At 63.7% G+C, this 12,835-nt stretch carries 8 protein-coding genes and 2 pseudogenes; 4 read left to right on the top strand and 6 right to left on the bottom strand.

Annotated elements, in window-relative coordinates; translation table 11 throughout:
• Nucleotides 1-2,127 (bottom strand): annotated as a pseudogene (locus JCM25143_RS17295) (DEAD/DEAH box helicase); the annotation flags it as partial.
• Between the two features lie 268 nt (nucleotides 2,128-2,395).
• Between JCM25143_RS17295 and JCM25143_RS05925 the strand changes: the two are divergent.
• The 3 genes from JCM25143_RS05925 to JCM25143_RS05915 all read left to right on the top strand — a co-directional run bounded on the left by JCM25143_RS05925 (nucleotide 2,396) and on the right by JCM25143_RS05915 (nucleotide 6,163).
• Complete coding sequence (locus JCM25143_RS05925; protein WP_025860366.1) at nucleotides 2,396-3,292, top strand: ferredoxin--NADP reductase; 897 nt, start codon at nucleotides 2,396-2,398, stop codon at nucleotides 3,290-3,292.
• A 41-nt stretch (nucleotides 3,293-3,333) separates the two neighbouring features.
• Nucleotides 3,334-4,731 carry a glutathione-disulfide reductase gene (gorA, locus tag JCM25143_RS05920; protein WP_025860365.1) on the top strand — a complete coding sequence of 466 codons (1,398 nt, stop codon included), beginning with the start codon at nucleotides 3,334-3,336 and terminating at the stop codon, nucleotides 4,729-4,731.
• Between the two features lie 118 nt (nucleotides 4,732-4,849).
• Nucleotides 4,850-6,163, top strand: coding sequence for a dihydroorotase (locus tag JCM25143_RS05915; protein ID WP_035370555.1), 1,314 nt, complete (start codon nucleotides 4,850-4,852; stop codon nucleotides 6,161-6,163).
• A gap of 13 nt (nucleotides 6,164-6,176) precedes the next feature.
• On the opposite strand, the gene JCM25143_RS05910 is transcribed toward JCM25143_RS05915, so the two are convergent.
• Nucleotides 6,177-6,641: a hypothetical protein gene (locus tag JCM25143_RS05910; protein WP_025860363.1), complete on the bottom strand. Its 465-nt coding sequence runs from the start codon at nucleotides 6,639-6,641 to the stop codon at nucleotides 6,177-6,179.
• 146 nt (nucleotides 6,642-6,787) lie between these two features.
• A pseudogene (locus JCM25143_RS17290) lies at nucleotides 6,788-8,840 on the bottom strand (polysaccharide biosynthesis protein).
• Between the two features lie 104 nt (nucleotides 8,841-8,944).
• Here JCM25143_RS17290 and JCM25143_RS17285 point away from each other — a divergent pair.
• Nucleotides 8,945-10,090 (top strand): MraY family glycosyltransferase, encoded by a 1,146-nt coding sequence (locus JCM25143_RS17285; protein ID WP_035370553.1) that lies wholly within the window; start codon nucleotides 8,945-8,947, stop codon nucleotides 10,088-10,090.
• A 29-nt stretch (nucleotides 10,091-10,119) separates the two neighbouring features.
• Here the strand turns inward: JCM25143_RS17285 and JCM25143_RS05895 are convergent, their stop codons facing one another.
• From JCM25143_RS05895 to JCM25143_RS05885, 3 genes are all read right to left on the bottom strand, one after another.
• On the bottom strand, nucleotides 10,120-10,563 hold the full coding sequence (locus tag JCM25143_RS05895) for a hypothetical protein (protein ID WP_025860362.1): 444 nt from the start codon (nucleotides 10,561-10,563) through the stop codon (nucleotides 10,120-10,122).
• A 184-nt stretch (nucleotides 10,564-10,747) separates the two neighbouring features.
• Nucleotides 10,748-11,161, bottom strand: a complete 414-nt coding sequence (locus JCM25143_RS05890; protein WP_025860361.1) for a MarR family transcriptional regulator — start codon at nucleotides 11,159-11,161, stop codon at nucleotides 10,748-10,750.
• A 143-nt stretch (nucleotides 11,162-11,304) separates the two neighbouring features.
• A complete protein-coding gene (locus JCM25143_RS05885) occupies nucleotides 11,305-12,777 on the bottom strand; it encodes a leucyl aminopeptidase family protein (protein WP_025860360.1) in 1,473 nt (490 codons plus the stop codon).
• Nucleotides 12,778-12,835: the final 58 nt, after the last annotated feature.

Below are 12,835 nucleotides of genomic sequence, written 5' to 3'. Positions count from 1 at the left end.
CGCCGCCCGGCCGCATGGTCCGCCGCCCAGCCCACCAGACGCCGTATGCCGTTATCGCGGTCATCCACCGGGCACATGGCGTAAGCCCAGCGCGTGGGCAGGTCGAGCGCATCCACCCTTCCAGTGCCGAGGCAATGGCAAAAGCCTGCTCCATGTCCGACAGGCGGTAATTGGGGTCATCCTTACGCAGAACGGCGCGGTGAATACGCGACAGCACGCCATACAGGCTCTGCGAGCCGATTTCCGTGGCCACAGCCTTTACGATATCCACATCCGGCTGCACGAAAGGCCGCAGGTCTTCAGGCTGTTCCGGGTCGGCCTCAAGCTGGCGGCGCACGAAATGCGGACTACCCGCCCCCGCCAGCACGGCCACTACACCCGTTTCATGCTTGCCAAAGCGCCCGGCCCGACCGCCGATCTGCTTGACTTCCTGCACGCTCAGGTCGCGCGTCTGGCGGCCGTCATATTTCTTGAGCGAAGCAAACACCACGCGCTTGATGGACAGGTTAAGCCCCATGCCGATGGCGTCTGTAGCCACCAGAATATCCGCCTGACCGGAGTTGAAGCGCTGCGCCTCGGCCCGGCGCACCTCGGGGCTGAGCGCACCATATACAACTGCAACCCGCTTGCCGTGCTGCATGAGCGCGGCCCGCAGGTCCAGCACCTCGCGGCGGGAAAAAGCGATGATTGCATCGCCCGAGCCCAGATCGGCCAGCCTGACCGGCTGTGACGCCGCCCGGAGCGGGCTTTTGCGTTCGAGCGAAATTTCATCCAGCGGGTCTCCACACAACTCGGCGATACGCCGCACCATGGGAATGCAGTCCGGCGCGCCCAGCACGTACAGATGTCGCGCGGGCACACCCATAATGGCGGCGGTCCATGCGGCCCCGCGGTCGGTATCGAACAGCATCTGCGCCTCGTCGATCACCGCCACATCAACCGGGCTGTAGAACGGGCACATTTCCACCGTGGCGGCCAGATGCCGGCTACCGGGTACGATCAGGCGCTCCTCGCCGGTGGAAAGCGATGCCTCCACCCCGCGCGAGGCCAGTGCTTCGCGGAATTCATGGGCCAGAAGCCGCAGAGGGGCGAGGGCCAGCCCGCTTTCAGCCTGTGCCAGCGCATTGAGCGCGGTATAGGATTTGCCGCTATTGGTGGGGCCTGTCACCAGCGTAATACGGCGCTGGAGCGCTCGGGCGGTGCGAAAATGCGCAGCATAGCGGTCAAGCGCCGCCACCCGCGCGATCACCGCATTGGCCACCTTGCGCCCCATATCCGGCGCGGGCTGGTTGGCGGGGCCTCGGCCGGGTACGCCCCCTTCTTCCGGGCGGCTGCCCCGGCGCCATTCATTCAGCTTGCCACGCAGGGCAACAAGCACCTGTGGGTCGAACTCCCAGCGCTCACGCCCACCCTGCTCACTTATCTTACGGGCAACGGGCAGCCGATTCTCGGCAATCCAGCGCAGGGCCTCACGCCCGGAGCAGTGCAGCAGACGCGGCACCTCGCTGAACGGTACAAGGCTCTCTTCCCACGCGCGGAGCTGTCCTTCTTCCTGCTCGCGCAGGCGGCGGCCCGCTTTCTCGATCTTGCTGGCCGCATCCTGCCTGCGGCTTTCCTCCTGCCGGGTGATCGTCAGGAACGGATCATCCGCCGACAGGCCAAAGGCCACCGCCACGGCCATAAGCAGCAGGTCTGTCTGGGCGGGAGAGGGCACGCGCCCGGTATCCACCAGATCAGCCTGCACGGATTCGAACGCCGCACGGGGCGTGGCCCCGTAGCTGCGCAGGCGGGCCTGCGCCACGGGGTCCAGCGCGCGTTCCAGCGTCTGGTCATCAGCCTGCGGGTCTTCCACCGTGGCGCAGGCGTCTTCTATTTCCTCACGGGTGATCCATATCCGCCCGCTGCGGCGCGTCTTGTCCAGCAGGCGCGAGACCCATTTCTTGCGCCGCACGAGGCATAGCACATGGCGGTAGGTTTCATCCTCCACGCTGCGCTGGCCCGGCTCCAGCGCGCGGGCGAGCCGGCGCAGGACTTCCGTTTCCTCCTAGGTTCGGGGGAGAGGCCGGTACGCGCCATGGCAGTGGCAAGGGCGTCGCGGGCGGGGGAGGCGGAATGATCTGATACCATGCCTACCTTGTGCGGCATCAGGCCCGCGCCGACAATGTGCTACACCCGACCGACACAAAAAATTACAGATTTACGGGCGTTCTGCCGGGCGCGAACACGTCTGATGATGATTTTGCACTGGCGTTGGCCGCCCCCGCCCCTTAAAAACGCCTCCACTGTATCCAGATGCCCCGCGCGGGCCGAACCGGGGCACAGCCCCCGACAACGGCTTCGCGCCCGGTATCCATACCCAGAACCGATCTGCTGCAAGCGGAGTACAAAGCGGCCCATGTCTGAAACCATTCTCGAAACCGGCACTCTCCCCCTCGTGTCCGCCTCTGACGTGCCCAGCAGCCTGCTGCCGGTCGAAGGCCAGGACGGCGTATGGCACCTCGCCCCGCCCACGAAAGAATATGGCCACCTGTATCCGGCCAAGGTGCTGACCGTGCACCACTGGACAGACCGCCTGTTCAGCTTCACCACCACCCGTGATCCGGGCCTGCGTTTCGAGAATGGCCAGTTCGCCATGATCGGCATCGAGGTGGACGGCAAGCCGCTGCTGCGCGCCTATTCCATTGCCTCGCCCAACTACGCCGATGAAATGGAGTTTCTCTCCATTGCCGTGCCCGATGGCCCGCTGACCTCGCGCCTGCGCCACGTCAAGGTGGGCGATACGGTGCTGATCGGCCGCAAGCCCACCGGCACGCTGCTGCTCGATAACCTGCGCCCCGGCCGTAACCTGTATTTCCTGTCCACCGGCACCGGCCTTGCGCCGTTCATGAGCCTGATCAAGGACCCGGAATGCTATGAGCGTTACGAGCACGTGATCCTGAGCCATACCGTGCGTATTTCGGGCGAGCTGGCTTATGCCAACCACATCCGCCACGAACTGCCCCAGCACGAGTTCCTGGGTGAGGATGTCTCGGGCAAGCTGCTGTATTACCCCGCCGTTACGCGCGAAAGCTTTGCCGTGACCGACCGTATCACCAAGCTGATCGAAAGCGGCAAGATCTTCGAAGATCTGGGTATCCCCGCACTCGACCCCGAGCATGACCGTGTGATGATCTGCGGTTCGCCGGAAATGCTGGCCGATACCGAAGCTCTGCTGCGCGCACGCGGCTTTGATGAGGGCAATATGTCCACCCCCGGCGCGTATGTGGTGGAAAAGGCTTTCGCTGAACGCTAAAAGCCCCACATCACACCAGAACCCCGCAAAGGAGCACATCCATGGCCCATGACTTCGACCTTCTTGTCATAGGTGCCGGCTCCGGCGGGGTTCGCTGCGCGCGAATCGCCGCCAGCCATGGCGCGCGCGTAGCCGTAGTGGAAAGCCGCCACTGGGGCGGCACCTGCGTCAACCTCGGCTGCGTACCCAAAAAGCTGATGGTGCAGGCCAGCGAGTTTGGTGACCTCGTGGACGACAGCCATGGCTTTGGCTGGAACACCCAGCGTGGCACCCATGACTGGCCCACCCTCATGGCCGCGAAAGACCGCGAAATTACGCGTCTGAACGGCATTTATGTTTCCATGCTGGAAAAAGCCGGGGTTACGCTGTTTACCGGCCATGCCAGCCTGACCGGCCCGCGCAGCGTGCGCATTACCCCCACAGCCCTCGCCCCCGATGCTCCCACGCAGGATATCACGGCAGAGCGCATTGTTATTGCCACCGGCTCCACCCCAACGCGGCCCTCTTTCCCCGGTGTAGAACTGGCCATTACCTCGGACGAGGCCTTTGCCCTGCCCCAACGCCCCGACCGGGTTGCGCTGATTGGTGCGGGTTATATCGGCATTGAGTTCGCGGGAATTTTTGCCGGACTTGGCGCTCAGGCCGAGCTGATCTACCGCCACGACCTGCCCCTGCGCGGCTTTGATGAAGACATGCGCACGGCTCTGGCCGATGCCATTACGGTGCGCGGCATCACCCAGCACCGCAACGCCAGCCCCGAAAGCCTGACGCGCGACGGCACGGACCTGCTCCTGCGCCTGAACACGGGCGAGACCCTGCGGGTGGACTGCGTGTTTCTGGCCACCGGACGCCACCCCAAGACAGCAGCGCTCGGGCTGGAACAGGCGGGTATCAAAACCGCGCAGAACGGACGGATTGTAGTGGACGGTCTGGGCGAGACCTCCTGCCCCGGCATTTACGCCATTGGCGATGTCACGGACCGGATCAACCTTACCCCCGTTGCCATTGCCGAAGGGCATACTCTGGCCGACCAGCTTTTTGGCAAGGCCCCGCCCCGCGAGTGGGATTTCGCGACCACACCCAAGGCCGTTTTCTTTTCCCCGCCACTGGCCTGCACGGGCCTGACGGAAGAAGAAGCCGCCCGCACGGGGGCAGTGGATATTTATCTGACGCGCTTTACCCCCATGCGGCATACGCTGGGCGGGCGGCGCGAGCGTAAAACGGTCATGAAACTGGTGGTGGATCAGGCCAGTCAGGTAGTGGTGGGCGCGCATATTCTGGGCGATGACGCCCCGGAAATGCTCCAGGCCGTAGCCATTGCCGTGACCGCGAAACTGACAAAAGCCGATTTTGACCGCACGATCGGCATTCACCCCACCTCAGCCGAGGAACTGGTGACGCTGCGTACCCGCACACGCGAAACACCGCATACCCCCTGATCGGGCGCGCCCGCACAAGGGCGCACCACTCCCCCAGCCTTCTCCCGCCTGCGCCCACGCGACTGCGAAAGGACACAAGCCCCATGGCCTTCACGCCTCCTCTTCCGGCCCTCATGATCTGGCGCTCAGAAACGGTTCCGTTGTTCTGCCCGATGGCACGGTCAACACCACGCTTTATGTGCGCGATGGTCTTGTCAGCGCTATCGGGGGGGAAGCCCCGGCCGCACGCACCATCGACTGCACGGGCCTGACCATTCTGCCCGGCGTGATCGACACACAGGTGCATTTCCGCGAACCGGGTGCCGAGGAAAACGAAGACCTCGCCACCGGCAGCCGCGCCGCCGTGCTGGGTGGGGTAACGGGCGTGTTTGAAATGCCCAACACCAAACCTACCACCTCCACCCCCGAGGCCGTGGCCGACAAGCTGGCCCGCGCACAAGGCCGTATGTGGTGCGAGCACGCCTTTTACGTGGGCGCCACCTCCGATAACGCAGATGAATGCGGCACGCTCGAACAACTGCCCGGCACGGCGGGTATCAAGGTGTTCATGGGCTCTTCCACCGGGAATCTTCTGGTCTCCGAGGATGCAATGCTGGAGCGGGTGCTGCGCTCGGGCCAGCGGCGCGTTGCCATCCATGCGGAAGATGAAGCCCGGCTGAAGGAACGTCTGGGTGAGCGGGTAGAAGGCGATGCGGCATCGCACCCCGTCTGGCGCGATGATGAAACCGCCCTGCGCGCCACCCGCCGCGTTCTGGCACTGGCCCGCAAAACCGGGCGGCGCGTGCATATCCTGCATGTCACCACCCCGGCGGAACTGGAGCTGATTGCCGCCAACCGCGATATCGCCAGTTGCGAGCTCACCCCCCAGCACCTGACCATGAGCGCTGAGGACGCCTACCCCCGCCTTGGCACGCTGGCCCAGATGAACCCCCCCATTCGCTCCGCCGCACACCGCGAGGGGCTCTGGCACTGGCTGCATCAGGGCCTGCCCGATGTTATTGGCTCGGACCACGCCCCCCACAGCCTTGAGGCCAAAGGCCGCGCCTACCCGGCCTCGCCCTCCGGCATGCCGGGTGTGCAAACACTGCTGCCGCTGATGCTCAACCACGTAGCCCACCACCGGCTGAGCCTGCGCCGTCTGGTGGACCTGACATCAGCCGGACCGCAAAGGCTGTTCGGGCTGGTGCGCAAGGGCCGCATTGCCGTGGGTTATGATGCGGATTTCACGGTCGTGGACCTGAAAGCCCGCTGGACGATCGAGGAAGACTGGCTGGCCTCGCGCTGCGGCTGGTCGCCCTTTACGGGCGAAGAAATCACGGGCCAGCCCATTGGCACGGTTATCCGTGGCCAGCAGGTCATGTGGGAAGGTAGTCTGGCAGACAAACCCGCAGGGCAGCCCTTCCGTTTTGATGCGACGGACCGCCCGGCCTGAAGCCTCTATAGGCTCAGGGATAACCGGAATGCTGGTAGGAAAAACCATCTACCAGCATCCGCAGCGGGGCAAATGCCTGAGCCGAAAAGCTCTCGCTGCGCACCGTGCTGCCGTCAGGCGATTCCATAAAAACGGTGTTGTTCCAGTCTGCGGCACTAATGCCGGTCCACAGGGTCAACACCAGCACTTCCTTGTTCTGGGCATCGCGCAGGTGCAGATGGGCATCGCCTGATGAGGGCGGGGTGCGATACAGCGGCCCCCAGCCACCGGAATGCGCGTGCGTCCAGTCGTTCAGCGTTGCCACTTCCTGCGTCGTCAGGGCGCGCGTATGGTGCATGGGCCCCACATCCAGCGTGCCGCTGGCGATCTGCGGAAATGAAACCGGCTTGAAATTAGGCAGCGCCACGCCCCAGATCAGCGCCGCCGTGCTGACCGTAAACGCCACAAACCCGATAATGAACGCCGTTTCCTTACGCATACCCATGTCCTTTTCCATGCGCCATCCTGACGCCCATGCCCGCACCCGGCTCCGTGTCGGGCCTGCCTGATACACAGGCTTTTCAACGGTTTTTCACGCCATGTTCAACCCACCGGGCCAGAACGGACGCGGCCCTGCGGAGTGCCCTATGGGCGGGCCTGTGCTTCCTTTACTGCACCGAGGGACTGCACGCCAGCAGGGGGTGCTGCCATGGTGTCCCGCGCGCCAGTGCGGGCCTCGCCCTCGGGGTTATGATCGAACTCCGGCACCAGCAACGCCAGAATACGCAGGGCTGCCTCTACATCATTGTGTTGCGCGTAGCGGGTAATGTCCTCCACGGCGCGGGTCACGGCCTCGCGGTCCACCACGCGGGGGGTGGCCATCAGTAGGCCGGAGGCATCGGTGGGTACCGGGGCCTCGCGCCCGTGGAACAGTTCCTCAAACAGTTTTTCGCCCGGACGCAGGCCCGTGAAACGGATAGCCACATCCTCGTCAGGCCGCAGACCGGCAAGGTAGATCATCTGCCGAGCCAGATCGACAATGCGCACCGGCTCGCCCATATCCAGCACGAAAATACCGCCATTATCGAGCAGCCTGTCCGTGCCGGACGCCACCTTGCCGCCGCCATTCCAGCCAGCCAGCCCCTGCGTGCCGCGCACGGCGGCCTGCAGCACCAGCCCCACAGCCTCAGGCACGGTCATGAAATAGCGGCACATATCGGGGTGGGTTACGGTCAGCGGACCACCGCGTTCGAGTTGCTGGCGAAACAGCGGCACAACAGACCCCGTAGACCCCAGCACATTGCCAAAACGCACCGTAATGCAGCGCATGGCCATGGGGTCGCCCGAGGCCCGGGCGCTGATATCGAGAGCCTGACAGTACATTTCCGCCGCACGCTTGGATGCACCCATCAGGCTGGAAGGATTGACTGCTTTGTCCGTGGAAATCACCACCATGGCGCGCACGCCATGCCGGGCGGCGGTATCGGCCACCACGCGGGTGCCGTGAATATTGGTCAGCAGCCCCTCGGTCGGGTTGTCCTCGACAATCGGCACATGTTTGAGTGCTGCGGCATGGAACACCAGATCGGGTCTGTGTTCCGCATGATCGTATCCAGCCGGGCCGCATCACGCACATCCGCCACCAGACTTTCGCGCACAATATCGGGGGCTGTCTGCGACAGTTCCATACTGATCTGCCACAGGGCGAATTCCCCATGATCAAGCAGCACCAGCCGGCTCGGCCGCAAACCGGCAATCTGCCGCGCCAGTTCGGAGCCGATGGTGCCACCCGCCCCTGTAACCAGCACCACCCGCCCTGCAATCATGCCTTCCATCCCTTCGCGATCCAGCCTGACCTGCGGCCGGTTCAGGAGGTCTTCAAGGGGGATGGGGCGCAGGCGCACCTGCTCGGCGGGAGTGAGGTCTGTCAGGGCCGGGGCGCGCAGCACCGCAATACCCTTGGCGCTGGCGGCATCCAGAACGGCTGTCAGTTGCGAACCACGAAAGGCCGGGTCCGTCACCACCAGTGAATCAGGACGATGCCGCCCGCTGACCAGCCGCTCGAGAATGGACTGGATATCCGCAACATTACCCAGAATGGGCACGTTATGGATACGCTGGCCGGGCCGGTGAGCGCCCACGGCCACAATGCCTGCAACGCGCGTGCCCGTGTGCAGATTGCGTTCGAACACCCGCATATACAGGTCCACGACCGAGTCATCCCCGATCAGCACAATCCTCTGGCGGGCGGCCCAGTACGGCACGCGGCCATACAGCACACGATAAGTAACGCGCGCACCACCCAGCACCACCAGCAGCACCATGCGTAAATAATGCCAAAGGTCGGGCTGGGGGGCGTCACATGAAACAGCCACAACGCAACGGAAAACAGCAGCGCACTGGCAAACGATGCCCCGATAATGCCGAGCAGGTCCGAAATGCCCGAAAAGCGCCAGTACTGCTGCGGCACACGAAATGGCAGACCACTAATGGCAAGGGAAACCGCCGCCCCGGCCAGAAACCACAACGGATGCAAAAGCCCGGCCTGTGGGGCGGCCAGCCAATGGGCGACAGGTGCCGCAACGGCCGCCAGCAGCCCGTCGAGCACGACGTTTACAGCGACCCTGTTCAGCGCCCACAACCGTGAACGCCCATACCAAGATCTGCCACTCGGGGCCGGAGAATGTTGCGATACCATGCTATTGCCCTTATAGCCCGAGGCCTGTCATCCTTGAAAGCTACCCCAGCCGGGATAATAAACGCTTCATGGCTTTCTCCCCCTCATTCTCCTTACAGACCATCATGGCTTTTTTGCCAGAACTGACAATTCTCTGTGGTGCGGCGCTGCTTTCGGCCTATGGCGTCCGGCGCATGATCCGGCTGGCCGTGCTGGATCACCCCGGCCATCGCAGTTCCCACACGAGCGCTACCCCCAAGGGGGGCGGCATTGGAATCATGGGGGCTTTTCTCGTGTGCTGGCCAGTGCTGCACTGGGTTACTGGCGGGGTGGGGCCGCATAGCCTCGGTATCCTGACAGGTGCAGCACTTGTGCTGCTCTGTGTCGTTTCCTGGCTGGATGACCTGTACCAATGGCCCCCCACCGCCAAGCTGGCCACACAATGCGCCGCCGCCGCCATGGTGGCCACAGGATTTGCCCTGACCTGCGGCCTGCCCGGTGCAACCGCGAATGATCTGGCGCAGCATGCTACGGCACCGGACGCATTTTCATGGCCCCAGCTAACAGGGCCAGCCCTGCACCCCCTGCTGCCGGACTGGCTGGTGCCGGTCGTGGGTTTTGCCGGGGCCGTCCTGTGGCTGGTCTTCGTTACCAATGCCGTCAATTTCATGGATGGTCTGAATGGTCTGGTTTCGGGCTGTGTGCTGGTAGGGGCTGTGGTGCTGGCAGCCTTGGCCCCTGCATTGGGAGCGACAGAGCTGGTCTGGCCCGCCCTGTTACTGGCCTGCTGCTTGGCAGGGTTTCTGCCCTACAACTTTCCCAATGCGCGGATTTTTATGGGGGATGTCGGCAGTCAGGGCTGCGGGCTGCTGGCGGGTACGGCCAGCCTGTATCTGATGCTCCATACCTCAAGCCGCCTTGAAGGCGGCTGGCTACTCGGCCCAGCCGTGCTCGCTCCCCTGCTGTATGATGTGCTGTTTACACTGGTGCGCCGGCAGCGCGCGGGACTGCGGCTCGCTCAGGCGCATCGGGGGCACCTGTATCAGGTTCTGCACCGGAGTGGCCTTGCCACGCCCGCCATCAGCCTTGCGGAATGGGGCATGACCCTATGGGGAGGCGCTACCATGATAGCGCTGGCCCGCCTGCTACCTGTTCTGGGAGGTTTTTACGCCACGCTGGTTTGCGGGCTGCTGGTGCTAACGCCCCAACTGCTGTGGACAGGGTTTACCCTGCGCCGCACAAGGGCGCACCCGGTGGGGGCGTGGTCGTAACCCCCCTTTAGCCGGGTGCGCGCTGTATTTTACTTGAGTGTAAGGGTTATGCCCTGCGCCGAACCGGCCAGACGCGCCCCTTCAGAAATTGTCTCGATCTTGATCCGCACGCCGTTCTTATTTTCCAGCACGGCGCCACCAAGGCCCTGCCCCAGCGTGGCTTCGCCATGCGCGGCAATATAGGTGCCGTTGAAATCCTTGAGCGCATGCAGATTATAGACCGTGCCGGTACCCTGAATGGTAGAGAACCCGACCGCCGCGATTGTCCCGCCTGAAATCTTGAAAGCATGGGTGTGGTGCTTGTAGGTCAGCTTGCCGCCACCCCAAGTATAGCCCACGCCCAGATCAGCCGATTTGGCGGAAATCGTTATCTTGGCTGTCGGATCACCCAGCGCATCTTCCGCATGCGCGGGAGACAGCAGACCAGCGGCCACAACAAGGGATGACGCCGCAAAAAAGGATGCTAACCGCATAAGGACATTCCTTTCAAAAAGCACTGATCCTCATATCCCCGAGGGCGACTGCGCCATACGGGCCATGAGGCTGTCTTATGAAAAAAACGTCTGTAAGCCCACGGGGTTCCGCAGGACTTTCCCCATCCACTTTGGGGAAGAAAAACCGCCGGGCATGAAACCCGGCGGCAGGCCAGCCTCAAACTCAGGCGGCGGCAACACGGCGCAGACGGCGCACGGTGGTGGTTTTGTCTTCCACCCGGCTCCGGCGCGAGGCATCCGGCCCCGCTTCGGACATGACCGTGCGGATTTCCTTCAGATACGCAGCACCCTTGGGTGTGCGCTGCACCAGAACGGAACGACGATCCAGCGGGTCCACCTTACGGCGGGCCAGATCCAGCTCACCCAGACGGTCCAGCGCGCGGGTGATGGCGGGCTTGGAAACATTCAGCGTCGCGGCGAGGCCACGCACCGTCTGGCCGTTTTCGTCCAGATAGCAGGTAAGAAACACGGCGAGCTGACGGGCCGACAGGTCAGGCCCGGCGCCACGCACGAGAGAAACGATGGTATCACGCAGGGTCTTGACCAGATCCTCTGACTTTTCGGCACTATGCGCCATAACCCATATCCTTGCTTGCTTGCCGCCTGTTCATAGCGGCCCTCTGTTGCCGGCCATCCGGGCCAGCGCGAATTCTTCTGCGGTTTATATAGGAACCGGAACGATAGTGTTAAGTGTCTCAACCCGTAATAGTTTCACTTCTTTTATGACTTCTTGATGGCGCTCGCATGACAGGCTGAAGACTCAAACCCGAAAACCGCCCCGACAGCCGCGAAAAAACCCCTGATTCCCGGCGAATCTCCGCCTTCCGGCCTACCTGGGCGCGAAAAATCATTCCATGCATAACTATCGATATGCACCCAGCGCTGGTCAGGCTTTACAAAACGCTCAAGAAACAATCCCGCAGTAATAGCGCCAGCCATGGGGCGCGAGGACACATTACTGATGTCCGCCACCGAACTACGCATCCAGTCCGCATAACCCGGCCACAGGGGCAGCCGCCATAGCGGGTCGGCCTGCTGGCGGCCTGCCTGCTCGAACAGGGCGGCCGTTGTATCGTCACTACAGAACAGGGCGGGCAGGTCCGGCCCCAGCGCCACACGGGCGGCCCCGGTCAGGGTGGCCACATCCAGCAACAGGTCGGGGCTGGCCTCGCCCGCCTCATGCAGCAGGTCGCACAGCACCAGACGGCCTTCAGCATCGGTATTGCCGATTTCCACTGTCAGTCCCGCCCGGCTTGTCACCACATCCAGCGGGCGCATAGCCCGGCCTGATACGCTGTTTTCCACACAGCCCAGCCGCACCTCCAGCCGAATGGGCAGGTCCCGCGCCATGACAAGGCGCGCCAGCGCCAGAACCGAGGCCGCCCCGCCCATATCCTTTTTCATCCGCAGCATGGCCGAGGACGGTTTGAGGTCATACCCACCGCTGTCAAAACACACACCCTTGCCCACGAGAGAGAGCAGGGGCGCGTTGCGGCCCGCCTTTGAGCCCTGCCAGCGCGCCACCACGACACGTGGCCCCCGTTCCGAGCCCATGCCCACATGGGCAATCAGCGGGTAGCCTTTTTCCAGCGCGGCTCCCTTGATGGTCTCCACCTGCGCGCCCAGCGGGGCCAGAACAGCCCGCGCAGCCCGCGCAAGCTCGGATGGCCCCATGAGATTGGCCGGAGCGTTGATAAGGTCGCGCGCAAGCCAGATCGAGCGCGCCATGTCCACCGCCAGCCCCTCGCGCTCGGCACGGCTCACGACCAGACGGGGCCTGTTCTTGCCCGCCTCAGCACCGCTCGCCCCTTCCTTGAGGCTGTAACGATACGCCCCAAGGCAGAACCCCAGAATAATATCATCGCGGGCGATGTCGTCCGGTGCGTTCACCGTCCAGTGGCCTGCGGGCAGGTCACGCGCCAGCAGGCCGAAGCCGAACGGGTCGCGCGCAGCCTGCCCATCCGCCGTTTTTTCAGCAATACCGAGCAGGGCCACGGGCGCATCCGTCTCGCCCGGAACCAGAACAAGCTGGCCGGGGCGGGCCACAAAGCCGCATTGCTGCGCGAACGTGGTGGCTTTTTCTCCCACCCGTGCCGCCAGCGTCACCCGTTCGGATGCCCGCACCGCGTGGACAGTCCAGACTGTCTTGCGGCTTGTCGATACACTCAGGCATTCCGGCTCACGAATGGGCATGCGTTCTCTCCTTATTGGCAGCCAAGACTGCGCCAGCCCGGGGGCATATGCAACGGCA

This window comes from Acetobacter papayae JCM 25143 (assembly GCF_000613285.1).
GTDB lineage: Bacteria > Pseudomonadota > Alphaproteobacteria > Acetobacterales > Acetobacteraceae > Acetobacter > Acetobacter papayae.
This window is presented reverse-complemented; position numbering and strand designations above follow the sequence as displayed.

Coding starts and splice junctions, on each gene's coding strand:
- JCM25143_RS05925 (WP_025860366.1), top strand. CDS start 2,396: ATGTCTGAAACCATTCTCGAAACCGGCACTCTCCCCCTCGTGTCCGCC.
- gorA (WP_025860365.1), top strand. CDS start 3,334: ATGGCCCATGACTTCGACCTTCTTGTCATAGGTGCCGGCTCCGGCGGG.
- JCM25143_RS05910 (WP_025860363.1), bottom strand. CDS start 6,641: ATGCGTAAGGAAACGGCGTTCATTATCGGGTTTGTGGCGTTTACGGTC.
- JCM25143_RS17285 (WP_035370553.1), top strand. CDS start 8,945: ATGGCTTTTTTGCCAGAACTGACAATTCTCTGTGGTGCGGCGCTGCTT.
- JCM25143_RS05895 (WP_025860362.1), bottom strand. CDS start 10,563: ATGCGGTTAGCATCCTTTTTTGCGGCGTCATCCCTTGTTGTGGCCGCT.
- JCM25143_RS05890 (WP_025860361.1), bottom strand. CDS start 11,161: ATGGCGCATAGTGCCGAAAAGTCAGAGGATCTGGTCAAGACCCTGCGT.
- JCM25143_RS05885 (WP_025860360.1), bottom strand. CDS start 12,777: ATGCCCATTCGTGAGCCGGAATGCCTGAGTGTATCGACAAGCCGCAAG.